Source organism: Mastigocoleus testarum BC008 (assembly GCF_001456025.1).
GTDB classification, from domain to species: Bacteria; Cyanobacteriota; Cyanobacteriia; order Cyanobacteriales; family Nostocaceae; genus Mastigocoleus; species Mastigocoleus testarum.
Genome location: NZ_LMTZ01000116.1, coordinates 50,266 through 68,052, shown reverse-complemented (window position 1 = coordinate 68,052; position 17,787 = coordinate 50,266). Strand labels below are relative to the sequence as shown.

Sequence of the window (17,787 nt, the reverse complement as noted above, 5' to 3'; positions counted from 1 at the left end):
CGCTTGACGCTAGCTACACGCTTCATTACTTATTACTTATTACTTATTACTCATTACCAAATAGCCCTATAAAAAATTCCTGACACTTTGCAAAATTCGCTCCGACGCTAAACCATCACCAAATGGATTAATTGCATTAGCCATAGCCTCATAAGCAGTAGAATTACTCAATAATTCAGTTGCGTTCATTGCAATTTTCTCTGGTTTAGTCCCAACAAGTTTAGCTGTACCAGCATTCACAGCTTCTGGTCTTTCCGTTGTCTCCCTCAAAACTAAAACTGGTTTTCCTAAACTGGGTGCTTCTTCTTGCAAACCACCAGAATCAGTTAGGAGAAGATGCGATCGCATAATTGCTCCAACTAACTCGCCATAGTTTAAAGGTTCTGTTAAAAATATTTGGGGATGATTGCCTAAAAGTGCTTGTAAAGGTTCTCTAACTGTAGGATTGCGATGTAAAGGTAATAATAAAGCTGTATCGGGATTTTTATCTAGTACTTGTAAAAAACCTTGAGCAATATCTTGTAATGGTTCGCCCCAATTTTCTCGACGATGAACCGTTGTAAGTAAAACGCGATATTTATCCCATTCTAACCCTGGTATGTTACAAGCAGGTTTTTTCGCTGCAACATTTAAAAGTGCATCAATAACTGTGTTCCCTGTCAAATACACTTCACCTAAAACTCCAGAACTTTTCAGATTTTCTACAGCTAAAGACGTTGGTGCAAAGTGTAACTGAGTAATTTGAGAAATTAGCCTTCTGTTAGCTTCTTCTGGATAAGGATTGAATAAATTGTCAGTTCTAAGTCCTGCTTCTACATGACCTAAAGGAATTTTTTGATAAAAAGCTGCTAAACCTGCAGCAAAAGCAGTGCTTGTGTCTCCTTGAACTATTACTAAATCTGGTTTATTCGTATTGAATAATTCTTCTAAGCCACGCAAGCTGCGACAAGTGATATCGCTCAAAGATTGCTTGGGTTGCATAATTTCTAAATCAACATCTGCTTTTAGGTTAAACAATTGCATAACCTGTTCAACCATTTCACGATGTTGTCCAGTCAAAACCACTTGAGTTTCAAAACCAGAATAGTTCTGAAAAACCTGAATTACCGGCGCTAGTTTAATTGCTTCAGGTCTAGTACCCAAAATAATACAAACGCGCTTTTGATTGGTCATTAGTTAACAATCATGTGAACGACAGTAATTCTTTCAATAGTTATGAGTCCATAGCCATTAGTCAATAGTTTGCAATCACAAAATTTGAAATCTTTCTCATATTCTTCCATCTACATTAACTTTAAGAGATCCTTCGCAGGAAAATTTTCCCATTTCCTGTATTGTGAATCTATTCCCCCTGGGTTTTGAAAAGCGCGGGTTAGTTGCGCTGTTCCCCGTTCCCTCTTCTCTTATATTTCCTGTAATAACTTTTTCGACATGAAAATAAATATGGAAAAATTATTAAACATGAAAAAACCCGGTTTTACCGGGCAGATGCGCTGTTTGTCAATTTTTAATTTGTAGTCTGATGATTCGTTATCTGATGATTTATTGTTTGATAATTTGTTGTTAGATGATTTGTAATCAGATAGTTAAATTTGGATATTCAATTATTCGATATTACAAGTCAAAGGACAAGCTGCATAAACTGTAGTTTGCATTTCATCTTCCTCTCCATGCAACCAGCTTAACCAGCTAACTTCTTTAGGATTAATACCTTTAGCAGTTAATACACCAGCTCCTATCAGAACTGCCATCACATTAAATGAAATTAAACCACCAGCTACTAGTAAAACTGCACTAACAGGCATTACAGATTGCAGAACAATAGATAGTAAACATCCAACAGTCGCCATTAAAACTACAAGTGGAAAACCGACAACAAGCAAGCATACTGCCAAAGTGAACGTCCATATTAAAAAGCATTTAACCATTAATAATGAATAGGTTTTTCCTAAATCGGATGTTCCTGACACAGACATGACTTGTCCTCCTAAAAAATGCATTTATACCGTAACAATCAGCAATAAATATCTGCTGAATTCAAACTGATTCGATATTTAGTATTCTTCTTCCGTGTTGATAAGTATATAGAATCCATCTGATTAAATGAGCCTTTATTTAATAAACTTTACAGTTTATTTTTCGTAATTGTGGATAAACCTTAATTTCTCAGCTAGTTGCCAACCCCATGTTTGCCATCTGTCAAAAGTATTAATAGCGTAAAGGGCTCCGATAACCTTTATATTTCAGGAAAGAGGAAATTTTACTTTTATTTGTTGAAATCTTTAATTTTAAGCGACTTTACATTTCTTATAGAAAACAAGTCAGGCTCTCATAATTTAATAACGTCACAATCTACGATTTTGCTCCTGGCTATAAAGCGTATAAATTCAGTCATATTTAGCTTTTACAGTGCTACGAATATTTATTTTTAGTGAGACTTAGAGAAAAGCAATAATCCTACTGTTGATGGCTTAACTATTGATGCGTTAAGAGTTTAGGCTGAAAATTTTTATTTGCGCTTCTGTGCCCGTACAGATAGTCTCAAACTTGTTCGTGAAGTATTTAAAATCATCATTTTTAAGTTTTTTCACTGAAGAAAACTTATCCTGCACGAGTGTTAAATGAATTTGTACATAACTAAATCAGTTTTTTGTAAATCGTGAGTATGATTTTCGTTACTCAAATTTTCGTAGCTCAAAATCATACAAAAGCATAGTTTAGTTGAATTCTATTTAAAAATTTGGGTTAACCAGCATCTATATATGGATATCAAATCTGAGAATTTATCCAATTCGACATCCGATGGGTCTGATGATTTTCTAGCCACGGTGCAGCCAACTATCGATACTCAACGACAAGTTACACAAACATTAAATATGTCTACTTCAAGAACTCCTGTTAATCCTGTAGTTAAATCTCCACCACCTCCACCACCAGCTTTCAATAATTCATCTACACATCGTCCGGGAACTCCACCACCAGCACCAAGTCCTACAAATTCCAGAAATAACTTGAGTTCCAGAAATAATTCTTCCCAACCAAAATTGGAGCAGTTAATTAAAAAAGCTTTTGATGATGGTTTTTCCGATATTCACCTCGGTGTGGGAGAAGTACCTCGGTATCGTAACCGTGGTGAGATTGAAACCACAAAATATCCAGTTACAGATAAAGAGACTTTCAGGGGATGGTTACAGGAAATCTTAACCCCCGAAGAGATCAAAAGTTTTGAAGAAAAACTTGAATTTGACGGTGCGACTCAATACGATTTTGCCCGAGTACGGATTAATATTTTTGATTCCCTGCGGGGTAATGCAATGGTATTGCGTCTCATACCAGTCAAAATACTAACCATGGAACAGCTAAAATTGCCGTTAGTATTTAAAGATATTTGTCACTATCACAAGGGTTTAATTTTAGTCACGGGTCCGACTGGTTCTGGTAAATCTACCACAATGGCGGCGATGATTGACTATATCAATAAAGAGATGCCTAAACATATCATCACCATTGAGGATCCAGTTGAATTTGTTCACAAGTCTCAAAAATCTCTCGTCAAACAGCGTGAAGTGGGTATGCATACCCGTAAGTTTGATAATGCACTAAAAGCAGCTTTGCGGGAAGACCCAGATTTAATCCTTGTAGGTGAAATGAGAGATAAGGAAACTGTAAATACTGCTCTTAAGGCTGCTCAAACAGGTCACTTAGTTATGGGTACCCTACACACCAATAGCGCAGTAAAAACCATTGAGCGTATTCTTAATCTTTACTCTGGTGAAGAACAGGATGCAATGCGAGTAGCCTTATCTGAAGCTTTAGTTGCAGTCATCGCTCAAGGTTTGTGTCGGACTACTGATGGCAAACGTGCGGCTTTCCACGATATCTTAATTAATACTGATGCTGTCAAAGAATGGGTCATTGATGGTAAGTATGATGAAATTACCGAACTAATGAAACAAGCTAGTTATGACGGTATGGCTACCATGAACCAATCCCTATTTAAACTTTATGAAGAAGGAAGAATTACTGAAGAAACAGCTTTGGAAATGTCACCTACCCCCAATGAAATGGCGCAATTCCTTCGCGGTCGCGTTTAAGCTTATTGGTAATGAGTAATAAGTAACGTTAGCGGCTAGCGGTAGCGTACCGTAAGGTATTGCGGGACGCGACAGCGCACAGTAATGAGTAATGAGTAATGAGTAATGAGTAATGGGTAATGGGTAATGGGTAATTTATTACTTTTAATTCCTGACTCCTGTTAGCAAAGCGGTGCGCGGTAGCGCACAATTCTGACTCCTGACTTCTGACTCCTTATTTATATAGTTGTTTTAAATTTTTGAAGATTTGCAGCTTCTCAAATGGAATAATAAAGGTAGTGAGGTTTTTGTTTTTTCAAATCCTCTCTACTTGCAAAAAAGGGCAATAAGTCCTTAGTTAGCACAAATTGTGACATTGGCTTATACTTTTGGACTCCGATAAATTATCTCTACCGAAATTATTTAAAGGGATTGCGCTATTCACTCCGGGTGGAGATTTAGTATATTGTATTGACCCCCATAAACAAGGTCGATGGCATTTACATTTATGTGCAACTTTACAAGAAACCTTAGGTTTGTCAGAACCACCTCACTTTTTAGTTCCTTGTTATACTGCCACAATTGACCATTGGCTAGATCCAAACACCCAACAGATAAAAACCTTTGCTGAAGCAAGTCCTCTTGTAATTCGCTATCAGGCTTTATTAAATTGTATTTTTGGTACAAAGGAATTAGTGTGGCAGAGCGCTACCTGGCATGAAGATTTGTGCGATCGCATGATGTTGACTACTTATCGTTCTTCATTTCCGTTGTTGTGGGAAGAAAATGATCTGGTCTTACGTTTGGATCTTTCTGAACCTGTAACTTTAAATAATAGACCAACAACTATTTCTCCAGAAAATTCAGAAACAGAAACCCAGGCTCATGTCTTTCGTCTATTCATTGCTGGACATAACCCTGCAACAGAGCATATTTTACAGACTTTACACGAAATTTTAGAAAAATATTTGGGTCATCCTTATACTCTCAAGGTGATTGATGTTTTAAGTCATCCCGAACAAGCAGAAGCGAACCAAGTTACAGCGACTCCGACTCTAGTTAAAGTTTGGCCTCATCCCATTAGAAGAATTGTGGGAGACTTGAATAATATTGGCAAAATCTTACAAAATTTGGGAGTGAGGAATCAAAAACCCAGTTGATTGTGGTTTTGTTCAAAATATTTAGTACCCTAAAATATTTAGCACTAATCATCTGAATAATTGTTTCCCGTGATACATATTACTGAGTAGCAATATATTTTTTTTGAATTTTAATTGGGTTTCTCGTTAACTCTCTATTTGCATTGGCTGTTTTTCTGATAGCGTGTTGCAAGTTAGTGACTTTCTGTAGTTCTATAAACTTGGATAGTCTTATAAATTTAATCTATGCAGATTCAAACACCAGATTGGGTTAAACACGCAGTTTTCTACCAAATATTCCCCGATCGCTTTGCCAAAAGTCAGCAAACAGATGGAAAATTACTTCACAATCCTTCATGGGAACCTTGGGAAGCTCCACCAACACTCCAAGGTTACAAAGGTGGGGATTTATGGGGTGTAATCGAACAATTAGATTACATTCAAGACTTGGGAATAAATGCGATTTACTTTACCCCGATTTTTCAATCAGCTTGCAATCATCGCTATCATACCCATGATTATTATCAAGTAGACCCCATCTTGGGTGGTAATACAGCTTTCCGAGAACTTCTACATGCAGCACGTCAACGTAATATTAAAGTAGTTCTCGACGGAGTATTTAACCACGCGAGTCGTGGATTTTTCTTTTTTAACGACATCTTAGAAAATGGTCCCCATTCCCCTTGGTTGGATTGGTTCCGAATTGAAGGATGGCCCCTTGCAGCTTACACTGGAGATTCACCACCGAATTATGTTGGTTGGGTAGGAAATCGCGCTTTACCAGTATTTAATCACGATAATCCTGAAGTTCAGGAATATATCATGAAAATTGCCGAATATTGGCTAAAAGTAGGTATTGACGGTTGGCGCTTAGATGTACCATTTGAAATTAAAACTCCCGGATTTTGGGAAGAATTCAGGAAACGGGTCAAAGCTATCAACTCCGAAGCTTATATTGTTGGTGAAGTATGGGGAGATTCCCGTCAATGGTTAGATGGAAACCAATTTGATGGGGTAATGAATTACTTATTTACTGGACCAACCATTGCTTTTACTGCAGGCGATCGCGTGATGCGGGAATATGTCCAAGGACGGGACTATGAAGTTTACCCGGCTTTATCAGCAACAGAATATGCGAATAAAATCCAAGAATTACTCAAACTCTATCCTTGGGAAATTCAACTCACCCAATTGAATCTACTTGCTTCCCACGATACTGCTAGACTGCTAACGATTACAGGTGGAGATGTTGCAAGTGTTGAATTAGCAACTTTATTATTAGTTACCTTTCCCGGAGCTCCCAGCATTTACTATGGTGATGAAGTAGGTTTACCTGGTGGTATCGATCCAGACTCTCGTCGTGGATTTCCTTCCAATGAAAACTGGAATCAGGATATTCTCAAAATCCACCGCGAACTAATAGCCCTACGCAATCGCTATACTTGTTTGCATACTGGTAAATATCAAGTTTTGTTTACAGAAGGAGATATTTATGTATTTGCACGGATTTTAGAAACTGAAGAAGTAATAGTTGCAATTAATATTGGTATGAAGAAAGCAACTGTAAAAATTGATGTTAGCGAACTAAAATTCCAGCCTCAAAAACTTGTGTATAGCAAAAACGAAACTAAATGGAATATTGACAGCGAATGCAAACTGCTCAATTTAACAATTCCTTCTCGTAGTGGTTGCATTTTAGCAAAAGAATAACTTACTCATACCCAATCGCAGATTGGTTATTTGCTTTCAGTTAATATCTATTTCGTTCTTAACTAATTAGATGTTAATTTTGGTTCAACCTTACCTAGTAAATTTTCTAAAATCAGCCAAAAGTTACTAACTTGTATTTATTACTGATGGTTGGGCAAATAAATTAGCTCAACACAGAATAAATGTTTCTTATTTTAAGAATAAGTTAATTAAACCAGTACTTACGAACAGACAACGTAATTAAAGTCATTGGGACTAAGGTTAGCACTTAGCAGTTAGCACAGGCTCTAGGTATTTCATTTTTGGTTCTGAAGTAGCAATCTTAAAGCACTGTAAATCAATCGCTTCAGGACTTTTCACCCCAAGGTAACCAGTGCGTAAGTCCTGTTTTGTTTATCTTTTTTTTTACAAATATCCTCAAAGATATATAATGATACTTGTAATAGCCAGTTGTATTTACAGATACCAAGTATCTATTCGACTAATGCCAGTCTCAGCTTTTTTATCCAGTCCTTAGGTAGTACTGATTTACTTCTGATTACTTTTTCAGATTCATTCTTGATATTGATAACCAAGCGAAAAATAATACAAAAATTGAGGAATTATGTAGGCATTAATAAATCATTTTAAGAGGATTTGAAGTAGCTTAACATTTTTGGTAATGCCTTCTGTGTAGTAGTTGAATTATGAGTTACAAATTTCAGTCTCACTAGTTAATCAATAATCAAGATTAGCTGTAAGCTTTGATTCAAGGTATTTATAGAGTTTTAAGAAATGAATTGGTTACTTAGGTTTAATTAACGGTTACTAATAGCTATTTGTGTAATATTCTCAATTGACCTTAGCTTAGCTTGTAATTATTGCTGAGCGATGATTTGTGCTGCTCAATTATAAGTTTTCATCCCCACTCAATTCAAGAATAAACATGTTTAGCAAGATATCAGAAAGGCAAATGCATCGAATAAGATGGATTTTGATACTTGGTTGGCTAATTTTGATTGCATCTTTATTTTTTGATCCAATCACACCACCTTTAACTGAACCCAGTAATACTTTAAGTCCTTTTAAATTAGATCCAAATGTCTGCATCAAGGTGCAAGAAGTTTGCCTGCAAGAACAACCTTATCCTGTTGGTGCAAGAATATTCTGGGCTGCAATTGTTCCTTGCAGTATTTTTATTTTGTTAGTTTGGGGACACGAATTTTGGCGACGAATTTGTCCGTTATCTTTTGTATCCCAAATCCCTCGTACTTTGGGAATTCAGCGACGATACAAACGAGTTAATCCATTAACAGGGAAAATTTCCTATAAGTCGAGCAAAGTTAAAAAAAATTCTTGGTTAGCCCGCAATTATTTGTATCTACAATTCAGTTGTTTTTATCTCGGGCTTTGTACTCGATTACTTTTCGTCAATACTACTGGTTGGGTACTAGGAAGCTTTCTTGTACTTACCATTATTTGTGCGATTGCAGTGGGTTATTTATATGATGGTAAATCTTGGTGTAACTACTTTTGTCCAATGTCACCGGTACAAAAAATCTACAGCGAACCGAGGGGATTATTAACCAGTGCTGCTCATCAAACCCCAAATAAAACCATTACTCAATCGATGTGTCGTACCGTCGATTCCCAAGGAGAAGAAAAAAGTGACTGTGTTGCTTGTCAAACTCCCTGCATTGATATTGATGCAGAAAGATCATATTGGACTGACATCAGTAAACCAAACCGAAAGTTGCTTTATTACAGCTATATAGGATTAGTTTTCAGTTTTTATTTTTACTACTATCTCTATGCAGGTAACTGGGATTACTATTACTTTGGCGCTTGGACCCATGAAGAAAATCTTCTCAACACTTTATTTAAACCTGGGTTTTACATTTTTGATACTCCCATACCTATTCCCAAAATTTTAGCTGTACCTTTAACTTTAGGTTTCTTTGGTTTAGCTAGTTATGTAATAGGACTGAAATTAGAAAAATACTACAAAAATTATCTTGCGCGAAAAAAAATAGCCATACCCAAAGAACTAATCGAGCATAGGATGTTTACCCTTTGTACTTTTTTAGTTTTTAATCTCTTTTTTGTATTTGGTGGTCGTCCAACTGTAAGATTATTACCGATCTCGCTACAATATCTTTTTAACGCCTTGATTATCTTTGTTAGTACAATGTGGCTCTATCGTACTTGGGGACGTAGTCCACAAATTTATCTTAGAGAAAGTCTTGCTGTTCGTTTTCCGAAAAAAATTCGTAAACTCAGACTACATAATTCTTGGTACTTAAAAGTACGCTCCTTCAATAGAATCAAAAAATAATAGGGATTTTAACATTTAAACAGAGTATTTAATTGACTATTCTCCAAAAACTTGACAAAAAACAGTTCTTTTACGCGGTCCATCTAACTCAAAAAATAAAATTGATTGATAAGTTCCCAAAGCTAACTTTCCGTCGATAATAGGAATAACCTCACTAGTACTTAGAGTCATTGCCATCAAATGAGAATGGGCGTTCATTGGTTCGTCTGCTGGAATATTTTCTCTGAGGTGAAGGTCATTATGTAAATATTTGTCTGATTCTGGTGCTAATTTTCGCAAATATACTTTAATATCTTGCAGTAATCTTTCCTCATTTTCATTGATGGCTAAAGCTGTAGTCGTGTGACGAGAAAATACTAAAACTTGACCATTCTGAATCGGAGTTGATGAAATTACAGCTTCAACTTCAGGGGTAATACTATGAATGTTAATTCCTTCGTTGGTTTGAACTTCGAGTATTTTGTTAAAAATTGGCATTTTTTTACAGTTATCAGTTATCAGTTACCAGTTAACAGTTTCAATTTTTTGAGAAATCCATTCATCATATAACAAAGCATAAGTGTGTTCATTTAAGTTAAAATAGTTTGCAATCCCTTGACTAATCTTTCAATCCCCGACCTAGCTGTATCCTCTTGTAACGCACCATAAGCGACGCGTAGATAACATCCATCATCCATTCCAAAAGTTGTACCGGGAATGACTGCAACTTGATATTCACGAATTAATTTTTTCACTAATTCAAAAGAATTTATAGAAGTATTAACTTTCAAGAAAAAGTAAAAAGCACCATTAGCTGGAGCGATAGTACATAAATCTTCTAAATTTTGCAGCGAATCCAGAACTAATTCTCTAACCTGAGCGATCGCACCAATATTTTTTTGCAGATATTCTTTCTTTGCCTGTAACGCTCCTAAAGCTGCATACTGAGAAACTACTGGCGGACATATCAAAATAGTATCTTGAACTTTTTTGATTTCTCCAAGTAAATGCTTGGGTACCACCATGTAACCGATGCGCCAGCTAGCAAAACCATATGCTTTAGAAAGACTGTAAAGAGAAATAGTATATTCTCTACTTCCTGAAAAACTCCCAGGCGAATAATGTTCTACACCGTTGTAAGTAAAATATTCATAAGCTTCATCGCTGATGTGATAAATATCATGGGAGCCGCACATTTGATTCACTGCTTGCAGATCGCTTTTTGAATAAACTACTCCTGTTGGGTTGTTAGGGGAAATCGTTACTATTGCTTTTGTTTTCGGGCTAATAGAAGACGCGATCGCATTTGGTAATAACTGATAATTTTCATCTGTTGGAACTAACACCGGATGACAACCTGCCATTCTTATAGCCATTTCATGGTTGAAATAATAAGGTGTATTAAGAATAATTTCATCTCCAGGAGAAGTAATAGCTAAAACAGCATTCATGAATGCCATATTGCTTCCTGCAGTTACAATAATGCAGTTTTCTTCACTAATTTTTATATTATTAAAAGCCTGTAATTTTGCAGACAATATATCTATTAATGATGGAATTCCTTCGACTGCTTGATAAAAATTATTATTGGGATTAGCAAGGAATTTTGGTAATAGCTCAATTGCTTCTACAGGTGGTGAATAACCTACGACTCCTTGTCCTAGAGAAATAGTTCCTGGTGAACTTTTAATAAGTTCGCCAACGACCGGAATAATCGGAGATTGTACTATCTGCATCCGAGAAATCAAGGATTTCATATGATTTAAGATTTTTTATCAAAACAGCCATTTGATTTAATTGTCTATTAAATTGGTAATTGTAGGTGTAATTCTTTCCTTAATATTTTGAGATGAAAACCCACAAGTACCAACTTATAAGTTCTATCCACAAGCCAATAATTATAGATATTGGAAACTTGAAACTGGATGATTTTGATAAGCAGAATACACTAAATTCTGAATCTTCATAAACTAATAAATCAATATATTAAGTTTTCCATAATAGTTGCTGCATGTTATATATTTAGTCCTGAATTTTATGTCAGAGTTGTGTATCCTGGAATGGATTTGAAACTAATAGTGAAATGGAGGAATAATGAACCCCAAAATGATGCGTCTGTTATGGTCTGTAATTGAAACAAGTCAGACCAAGACGCTTTTACAATTAGATGACGCTAGCTTGGTACAATGGCTGCTTAAACAAACTACAGATCGAGCATTCTTAGATTGCCGTGAAACAGATTATTTGAGCGACTATATCCAATCTCGCTTACCTTTAATTCGCGATATAGCCCGCGAACGTCAGTATTGTTAAAGTATGTTCTTAAACTTAAGTAACAATAAAACTTAAGTGACAATACAATAGCAGTCGAAGAATAGTATCCAAACAAGAGCAGTTGATATCGATTGAAATAACAGCTAAGTTAATTGAGGCAAATAACCTTCAATTAATAAGTCAGAATCTACTAATTTGACTGTGACACGTTCTAATTGTAATGCTTCCGTCATCGCAGCAAATCCCAATTCACCTACCGGAGTAGGAGCATCAGAGCCACCAATAATTTTTGGTGCAATAAATGCTAGAACTTTTTGTACAGCACCTTGAGTGATGGCATTAGCAGCCAAGATTCCTCCACATTCCCATAGTACGCTGCAAAAACCACGTTCGTATAAAAACGCCATTGCTACACTGGGTGTAAGTGGTGTTAGTTCCACAACCTCCACCCCTTTATTTTGTAAGAATTCTTTGAACTCGGAATTAGCTCCTACTTCCGTCAATACCAGAGTAGGAGCTTCGCGAATATCCCACAAATTTGCACTGGAAGGTAAATTAAGATTGCGACTCATTACCACTCGTAAAGGGTTATGCACTTGAGCTTGATGGCTGGTTAAATAGGGATTATCTTGTCTAACTGTATTACCACCAACTATTACTGCATCACAGCCTACCCGTAATTTATGTACTCGCTTTCTTGCTGCAGTATTAGTAATCCAATTACTATGACCTTTAGATGTGGCAATTTTCCCGTCCAAAGTCATGGCATATTTCAAAATTCCTAATGGTTTTTTGTAGCGAATGCGATGGATAAAACCCTCATTTAGTTTTTGACAAGCTTCTTCTTCTACCCCTACGACAACTTCTATTCCTGCTGAACGCAGACGAGCAATTCCACCTGCAGCAACTAAGGGGTTGGGATCGACCATTCCTACCACAACTTTTGACACCCCAGCAGCTATCAACGCTTCAGAACAAGGTGGCGTGCGTCCATAATGATTGCAAGGTTCAAGATTAACGTAAACAGTTGCCCCCCGGGCATTTTCGCCAGCATCTCTAAGAGCAAAAACTTCAGCATGAGGTTCTCCAGCTTTTGGATGAAATCCTTCGCCAATAATTTCTCCATTTTTAACTATTACTGCCCCTACCATTGGATTTGGTGAAGTGCATCCCAAAGCATGACGAGCAAGTTCTAAGCATCGTTGCATCATTTTTCGGTCAAAATTGTCAAAATCATTCAAAGATTTATTAATCAATTGCTGCTTTTCGTCATTATCTTTACCTATCGGTATATTTGGTTGTTCAACCATCGGGTTACGATCCGTCTTTCAATTAGTAAACACTTTGAATGTATAGCAATTTGAACTTGCACAGAAATATTAGCGATCAATTATCGAATCCCATTGATTGCGCGTTGGATATCATTTGTTAATTATTGGAAAAATGAATCTTTTGCTCAATGCTCAAATAGCCAGTATGGGGCTACGTGCAAGATAGGGCAGGGCTACGTGCAGTCAAAATACAAACTATGGTTATACAATACCTACGTTATGCTGTACCAGCTAAATGCTTATCCGTAGAAATTTAACGACGTAAAAATAGTTGGGCGCGCAGTAAGACGATCAAAAAAAACTAAGAGTGAGGGTTGATTAATAGAGAAAGTAAAGCACTTTGTAGCACCTCACCACTTAAATCTGTATTTGTAATATTGAATACTTACTAGCAAGTATGCATTCATTATTTTTAAGGCTGCTCAGCTAATTTAACTTTTTGCCACCAATTATTAAGTGGGAAATATACAACAGGAGCCCACAAACTACTAAGAATTGCAGAAGCTAAAACAACCTTCTGATAGTAAGTCCAAATACTTTCTAAGTGACGATTGCTCATCCAAATCATTTGTGACGCAAAAATAGTTTCACTTAGAACTGACATCCCAAATACAATTAAAGCAATAGAAATAAAATCTTCTTGAATAAATCTTTGTTTCTGAAATAAACCGGTAAGTAAACCTACAATTCCTAAACTTAAAGCATGGGTTGGCTCAGGTGATGTCATCCCATCTTGAAGTAAACCCAATATAATTCCAGCAAATGCACCTTGTAATGCAGGTCGCTTTACACTCCAAGCTACCACCCAAATTAATAACCAATTAGGTGCAATCCCCAATAATTGCATTCCTGGAAGGCGACTGGGTAACAACATTAAACATATTAATACCGACCCAATAATGACTGACCAATCTAATAGTTGACGCAAACGGGGGTCCCAACTAGATAGGGATTTTCTTTGACGCTCAAATCTACGTCGTTTCGATTTTGGCATTGAGGATTTTCGTGGCTTTCGCCTTATCCGTCGCCGTAGTACATTTTTGAAGTTCATTGTTTTGGATTAAGGCGTACACAAACAATATTTATTGAGGTTTGTCTGATTTATTTTTAGTTGCTTTGGAGTACACCATCACCCAATCAAGAGAACTTATCGGTGGAGATAATTCCACAATAGCAACTGATGCTGGTAATCTTTTCAAATCTAGAGACTTAATTTTTCCCACACCTAGACCTGGAGGAAATTTCTGGGAATAAGTCGATGTTGTGATAAAGTCACCAATTTTGACGTTAGGGACTTTTTCATAAAATTCAAGTTCAGCCTCTCCTGTAGAAGAGTTTCCTCTTAAAACACCTTTAGCAGCAGTACGATCAATAGTAACGCCCACCCGAGAACTGGAATCGCTGATTAGTAATACTCGACTAGTGTTGGGAGTAACATTGTCTATAATACCGACAAGTCCACCTTCCGCCTTAACTATATAATCTTTTTGAATTCCATCAGCACTACCGCGATTCAAGATTACTTGCTGCCACCAATTATCCGCACTACGTCCTACCACACGAGCTAAAATTGGTTTTGATGTTAAAGAACTTTTCTCTACATACTTCAATAAACTTTTTAACTTTTGATTTTGAGTTTGAAGTGTAATTATTCGATTTTGCAATTCCTCAATTCTGCGGTCATTTTTTTGACTCTTTTCTAAGGATGTTGGTTTTTGTAATATCTCCAAAGGGCGATTAATTAGTTGATATAGTTCCAACAAAAAACTACCTTGAGTTTCTCTTACCATCCAGGTAATTGCTAAAATCAAGGTTATTATTCCTACTTGTAAACCCCTGCGTCCCCACCACCGACGTAACGTAAACATATATACCTTTTTTATATAAAATCTAATTAATTTCGGCCAGTTAATTCAAGCTAGATAGTTTGTAGCAATAAGTCTATGATATCGGATCCCTTCATGGGACCCAATATCTTGAAACCATATTTAAAACTACATGCTCCGGGACCGAGCACTGAAAACCCGTTCTAGCTGTTTAAAGTTTTCTAAAACCCGACCTGTTCCTAAAACTACACAACTCAGAGGATCTGCTGCAACATGTGTAACAATTCCTGTTTCATGGCTGATTAGAGTATCTAAGCCCTTAAGCAAAGCACCACCACCAGCAAGCATGATACCCCGGTCGATAATATCTGCAGCTAACTCCGGAGGAGTACGCTCTAAAGTCCGCTTCACAGCTTCAATAATTACTGAAAGTGGCTCAGACATACTTTCGCGCATTTCCGGCCCCTTAATTGTAACAGTCCGTGGTAAGCCAGATAACAAATGCAAACCCCTGACGTCCATGATTGCTTCTTCATCATCTTGGGTGGGATATGCAGAACCAATTCGAATTTTAATATCTTCAGCAGTTCTTTCCCCAATTACCAAATTATGGACTTTTTTCATATACTGGACAATAGCTTCGGTCAATTCATCACCGGCTATACGTACAGACTCGCTTAGTACGGTACCTTGCAAACTCAATACAGCAACTTCTGTTGTACCGCCACCAATATCAATAATCATATTGCCAGTCGGTTCGGCTACTGGAAGTCCAGCACCGATCGCAGCTGCAACAGGTTCATCAATTAAATAAACCTCTCTTGCACCTGCTTGAGAAGCAGCATCCATTACAGCTCGTCTTTCGACCCCTGTTACACCACTGGGAATGCCAATGACGATGCGAGGTAAAACTAAAGACTTACCTTCATTTACGCGCTGGATAAAGTTTTTTAACATTAACTCGGCTGTATCGAAGTCAGCGATTACACCATCGCGCAAGGGGCGGAGGGCAACCACATTTCCAGGCGTCCGACCGAGCATTTTTTTTGCATCTTCACCTACTGCCAATGCCACTTTTTCATCTCGATCAATGGCAACAACAGAAGGCTCTTGAAGCACGATACCTTTACCAGATACGTAAACGAGGGTGTTCGCGGTACCCAAATCGATACCCATATCCCGCGATAAGGAAAATTTACTGAAAAGACCCACGCGATTTTTCGCCCCCTATTTTCGATACTTTTTAACTACGACCGTAAGAGAGAATTTGGCTGGATTCTATTACGTTTTCTATCCCGAGTCTAGTAAAGCAGACCATATTTTTATATAACTTTGGGGTGCCTTAACTTTACTTGGGGTTATTTGTCGATCTTCTTAGATTGTTTCAGTATATCCGTATAATTTTGTGCTATGCGCAGAATCATTTTTATCATCTTTTGGAGGTACTTCGCCGTTTAATTTCTTACACAATCGTAATTGTTTCTTTATTCGCTACAATTTAGTTTTATCAATCTTATAGTATTTTTGTACTGCAAGTCGTGAGTTATGAGTATTAATGTTGTAACCCTGGTGGGTCGTGTAGGTGGCGAACCCGACATGAAATATTTTGAATCAGGTAGTGTAAAGTGTCGGCTTACACTAGCAGTTAGAAGGCGTTCTCGTAACGCTGAAGAACCAGATTGGTTTAATTTGGAACTTTGGGGTAAAACAGCAGAAGTAGCTGGTAATTATGTGAAAAAGGGTACTTTAATTGGAATTAAAGGTTCTTTAAAATTTGATACATGGAAAGATAGAAACACAGGTGCAGATCGTTCTTCACCAATTATCCTAGTCGATCAACTCGATCTACTTGGTTCCAAACGTGATGCGGAAGCAGCAATGATGGACGGTAGCCCAGATCATTTTTAGGTATTGGGTATTGGGTATTAGGGACTGGGGATTAGGTGAGGAATTGATTTTGTGTTTTCTGATTAGTAGTCTCAAATTAATAATCTCGATATGACGCTATTGCCACAACGTGGTCTGCTAATGCTAATTCCAAATCCCCAGTCCCAAATCGCCATATGACGCTGTCGCGTCACGCTATGACTAACGTCACGCTATGACTAACGTCACGCTATGACTAACGTCACGCTATGACTAACGTCACGCTATGACTAACGTCACGCTTCGCTAACGCTAACGCTAACGCTAACGCTAACCCCAATAATTTAATAACTAATTTGCAATGTTACAGTTGCTTCAACCTTCTGTTCGCCGCCGATTATAGGAGTTCTGGAAGCATCAGCAGATGTCGCCTGTGCAAATGCTGACTCACCTCGAAATATGGGCGGAACTTGAGCCTTAGCATTATCAACCTCAATACCAACTATTTCTTTGGAACTTAAGCCTAAGGATGCTAGGACAGCATTTGCTTGCTCTCGAGCATCTTGTGTTGCTTCTTTGAGCGCTTGTTTCTTTGCCTCACTAATCATTGCCTCTGGAGCTATAAATCTAATACCATCAATTCTTGTCGCTCCAGACTTTACTGCTAGATCCAAAATTTGCCCAGCTTTTTCTGTAGCGATTTGAAAGCTTACTGTGTTGGTTGCACTATATCCAGTGAGTCGTCTGATATTGTCCTTGAAACTGTAAACTGGATTGAGACTTATCCCACTAGTTGTAAGTTTTTCAACTTGCTGAGATTGTAAAAGTTTTACTACAGCTTGGGAACGACGGGCAGCTTCTCGTTGGACTTCTTGGGCTACTTTTCCTTGAACCTCAACTCCCAAATTTATTTGGGATAGTGTTGCTGCAATTTCTTCAACACCCTGTCCTCTAACAGTAAGGGTTCGTAGCCTTTTCGGTGGAGTTTGTCCCACTACAGGTTGGGCTAGAATAGCTCCCCATAGCAAAATTAGACTAAAACCTTGAAAACTGAATCTTTGCAAACTGAAGCCTTGGAAAAAATTTTTAGTTTTCAATGAATACTTTGTCGAAGTACATTTACTCATAAAAACTAACACTCCTCAGAAATAAAAATGAAATGCTCAATTTTTTATATTTAATTAATTAATAAATACATTAACAATCGTAATTAATTACTGATATTTTGTCAGTCATTTTAAAAAAACGATGTTTAAAAATCTTCTTCAAAAAATA

Annotated in this window: 15 protein-coding genes; 6 read left to right on the top strand and 9 right to left on the bottom strand. The window is 37.2% G+C overall.

The annotated features are described in order from the left end of the window. Window positions 1-66 precede the first annotated feature (66 nt). Together wecB and BC008_RS29305 are read right to left on the bottom strand one after the other, a co-directional pair. On the bottom strand, window positions 67-1,173 hold the full coding sequence (wecB, locus tag BC008_RS29310; RefSeq protein ID WP_027844282.1) for a non-hydrolyzing UDP-N-acetylglucosamine 2-epimerase: 1,107 nt from the start codon (window positions 1,171-1,173) through the stop codon (window positions 67-69). A gap of 431 nt (window positions 1,174-1,604) precedes the next feature. After that, the gene (locus BC008_RS29305) at window positions 1,605-1,976 is read right to left on the bottom strand and encodes a hypothetical protein (RefSeq protein WP_027844283.1); all 372 of its coding nucleotides are present in this window, start codon (window positions 1,974-1,976) and stop codon (window positions 1,605-1,607) included. Window positions 1,977-2,762: 786 nt separating this feature from the next. On the opposite strand from BC008_RS29305, the gene BC008_RS29300 reads away from it, so the two are divergent. The 4 genes from BC008_RS29300 to BC008_RS29285 all read left to right on the top strand — a co-directional run bounded on the left by BC008_RS29300 (window position 2,763) and on the right by BC008_RS29285 (window position 9,236). Then, complete coding sequence (locus BC008_RS29300) at window positions 2,763-4,094, top strand: type IV pilus twitching motility protein PilT (protein ID WP_036266208.1); 1,332 nt, start codon at window positions 2,763-2,765, stop codon at window positions 4,092-4,094. A 368-nt stretch (window positions 4,095-4,462) separates the two neighbouring features. After that, window positions 4,463-5,233 carry a circadian clock KaiB family protein gene (locus BC008_RS29295; protein WP_027844285.1) on the top strand — a complete coding sequence of 257 codons (771 nt, stop codon included), beginning with the start codon at window positions 4,463-4,465 and terminating at the stop codon, window positions 5,231-5,233. Between the two features lie 225 nt (window positions 5,234-5,458). Beyond that, window positions 5,459-6,922, top strand: a complete 1,464-nt coding sequence (locus BC008_RS29290; RefSeq protein WP_027844286.1) for a glycoside hydrolase family 13 protein — start codon at window positions 5,459-5,461, stop codon at window positions 6,920-6,922. A gap of 952 nt (window positions 6,923-7,874) precedes the next feature. Beyond that, complete coding sequence (locus BC008_RS29285) at window positions 7,875-9,236, top strand: 4Fe-4S binding protein (RefSeq protein WP_058184117.1); 1,362 nt, start codon at window positions 7,875-7,877, stop codon at window positions 9,234-9,236. Window positions 9,237-9,272: 36 nt separating this feature from the next. Here BC008_RS29285 and BC008_RS29280 read toward each other — a convergent pair whose 3' ends face one another. Then, complete coding sequence (locus BC008_RS29280) at window positions 9,273-9,713, bottom strand: secondary thiamine-phosphate synthase enzyme YjbQ (protein WP_027844287.1); 441 nt, start codon at window positions 9,711-9,713, stop codon at window positions 9,273-9,275. Between the two features lie 92 nt (window positions 9,714-9,805). After that, window positions 9,806-10,972, bottom strand: coding sequence for a pyridoxal phosphate-dependent aminotransferase (locus tag BC008_RS29275; protein WP_027844288.1), 1,167 nt, complete (start codon window positions 10,970-10,972; stop codon window positions 9,806-9,808). A 337-nt stretch (window positions 10,973-11,309) separates the two neighbouring features. On the opposite strand from BC008_RS29275, the gene BC008_RS29270 reads away from it, so the two are divergent. After that, window positions 11,310-11,528, top strand: a complete 219-nt coding sequence (locus BC008_RS29270; protein WP_058183742.1) for a hypothetical protein — start codon at window positions 11,310-11,312, stop codon at window positions 11,526-11,528. 104 nt (window positions 11,529-11,632) lie between these two features. Here BC008_RS29270 and ribD read toward each other — a convergent pair whose 3' ends face one another. The 4 genes from ribD to BC008_RS29250 all read right to left on the bottom strand — a co-directional run bounded on the left by ribD (window position 11,633) and on the right by BC008_RS29250 (window position 15,822). After that, window positions 11,633-12,700 (bottom strand): bifunctional diaminohydroxyphosphoribosylaminopyrimidine deaminase/5-amino-6-(5-phosphoribosylamino)uracil reductase RibD, encoded by a 1,068-nt coding sequence (gene ribD, locus BC008_RS29265; protein WP_235595889.1) that lies wholly within the window; start codon window positions 12,698-12,700, stop codon window positions 11,633-11,635. Window positions 12,701-13,232: 532 nt separating this feature from the next. After that, a complete protein-coding gene (gene mreD / locus BC008_RS29260) occupies window positions 13,233-13,814 on the bottom strand; it encodes a rod shape-determining protein MreD (protein ID WP_058183743.1) in 582 nt (193 codons plus the stop codon). Between the two features lie 88 nt (window positions 13,815-13,902). Continuing rightward, the gene (gene mreC / locus BC008_RS29255; protein ID WP_027844291.1) at window positions 13,903-14,688 is read right to left on the bottom strand and encodes a rod shape-determining protein MreC; all 786 of its coding nucleotides are present in this window, start codon (window positions 14,686-14,688) and stop codon (window positions 13,903-13,905) included. A 126-nt stretch (window positions 14,689-14,814) separates the two neighbouring features. Further along, window positions 14,815-15,822 (bottom strand): rod shape-determining protein, encoded by a 1,008-nt coding sequence (locus BC008_RS29250; RefSeq protein WP_027844292.1) that lies wholly within the window; start codon window positions 15,820-15,822, stop codon window positions 14,815-14,817. 369 nt (window positions 15,823-16,191) lie between these two features. Between BC008_RS29250 and BC008_RS29245 the strand changes: the two genes are divergently transcribed. Further along, on the top strand, window positions 16,192-16,554 hold the full coding sequence (locus BC008_RS29245; RefSeq protein ID WP_027844293.1) for a single-stranded DNA-binding protein: 363 nt from the start codon (window positions 16,192-16,194) through the stop codon (window positions 16,552-16,554). A 302-nt stretch (window positions 16,555-16,856) separates the two neighbouring features. Here BC008_RS29245 and BC008_RS29240 read toward each other — a convergent pair whose 3' ends face one another. Continuing rightward, window positions 16,857-17,639: an SIMPL domain-containing protein gene (locus tag BC008_RS29240; RefSeq protein ID WP_027841057.1), complete on the bottom strand. Its 783-nt coding sequence runs from the start codon at window positions 17,637-17,639 to the stop codon at window positions 16,857-16,859. Window positions 17,640-17,787 lie beyond the last annotated feature (148 nt).

What these genes read in the sequence shown, in the direction of transcription:
- BC008_RS29270 (WP_058183742.1), top strand. Translation starts at nt 11,310, where the DNA reads ATGAACCCCAAAATGATGCGTCTGTTATGGTCTGTAATTGAAACAAGT.
- BC008_RS29280 (WP_027844287.1), bottom strand. Translation starts at nt 9,713, where the DNA reads ATGCCAATTTTTAACAAAATACTCGAAGTTCAAACCAACGAAGGAATT.
- BC008_RS29290 (WP_027844286.1), top strand. Translation starts at nt 5,459, where the DNA reads ATGCAGATTCAAACACCAGATTGGGTTAAACACGCAGTTTTCTACCAA.
- BC008_RS29245 (WP_027844293.1), top strand. Translation starts at nt 16,192, where the DNA reads ATGAGTATTAATGTTGTAACCCTGGTGGGTCGTGTAGGTGGCGAACCC.
- BC008_RS29305 (WP_027844283.1), bottom strand. Translation starts at nt 1,976, where the DNA reads ATGTCTGTGTCAGGAACATCCGATTTAGGAAAAACCTATTCATTATTA.
- BC008_RS29240 (WP_027841057.1), bottom strand. Translation starts at nt 17,639, where the DNA reads ATGAGTAAATGTACTTCGACAAAGTATTCATTGAAAACTAAAAATTTT.
- BC008_RS29250 (WP_027844292.1), bottom strand. Translation starts at nt 15,822, where the DNA reads ATGGGTATCGATTTGGGTACCGCGAACACCCTCGTTTACGTATCTGGT.
- BC008_RS29275 (WP_027844288.1), bottom strand. Translation starts at nt 10,972, where the DNA reads ATGAAATCCTTGATTTCTCGGATGCAGATAGTACAATCTCCGATTATT.
- ribD (WP_235595889.1), bottom strand. Translation starts at nt 12,700, where the DNA reads ATGATGCAACGATGCTTAGAACTTGCTCGTCATGCTTTGGGATGCACT.
- BC008_RS29285 (WP_058184117.1), top strand. Translation starts at nt 7,875, where the DNA reads ATGCATCGAATAAGATGGATTTTGATACTTGGTTGGCTAATTTTGATT.
- BC008_RS29300 (WP_036266208.1), top strand. Translation starts at nt 2,763, where the DNA reads ATGGATATCAAATCTGAGAATTTATCCAATTCGACATCCGATGGGTCT.
- mreC (WP_027844291.1), bottom strand. Translation starts at nt 14,688, where the DNA reads ATGTTTACGTTACGTCGGTGGTGGGGACGCAGGGGTTTACAAGTAGGA.
- mreD (WP_058183743.1), bottom strand. Translation starts at nt 13,814, where the DNA reads ATGCCAAAATCGAAACGACGTAGATTTGAGCGTCAAAGAAAATCCCTA.
- wecB (WP_027844282.1), bottom strand. Translation starts at nt 1,173, where the DNA reads ATGACCAATCAAAAGCGCGTTTGTATTATTTTGGGTACTAGACCTGAA.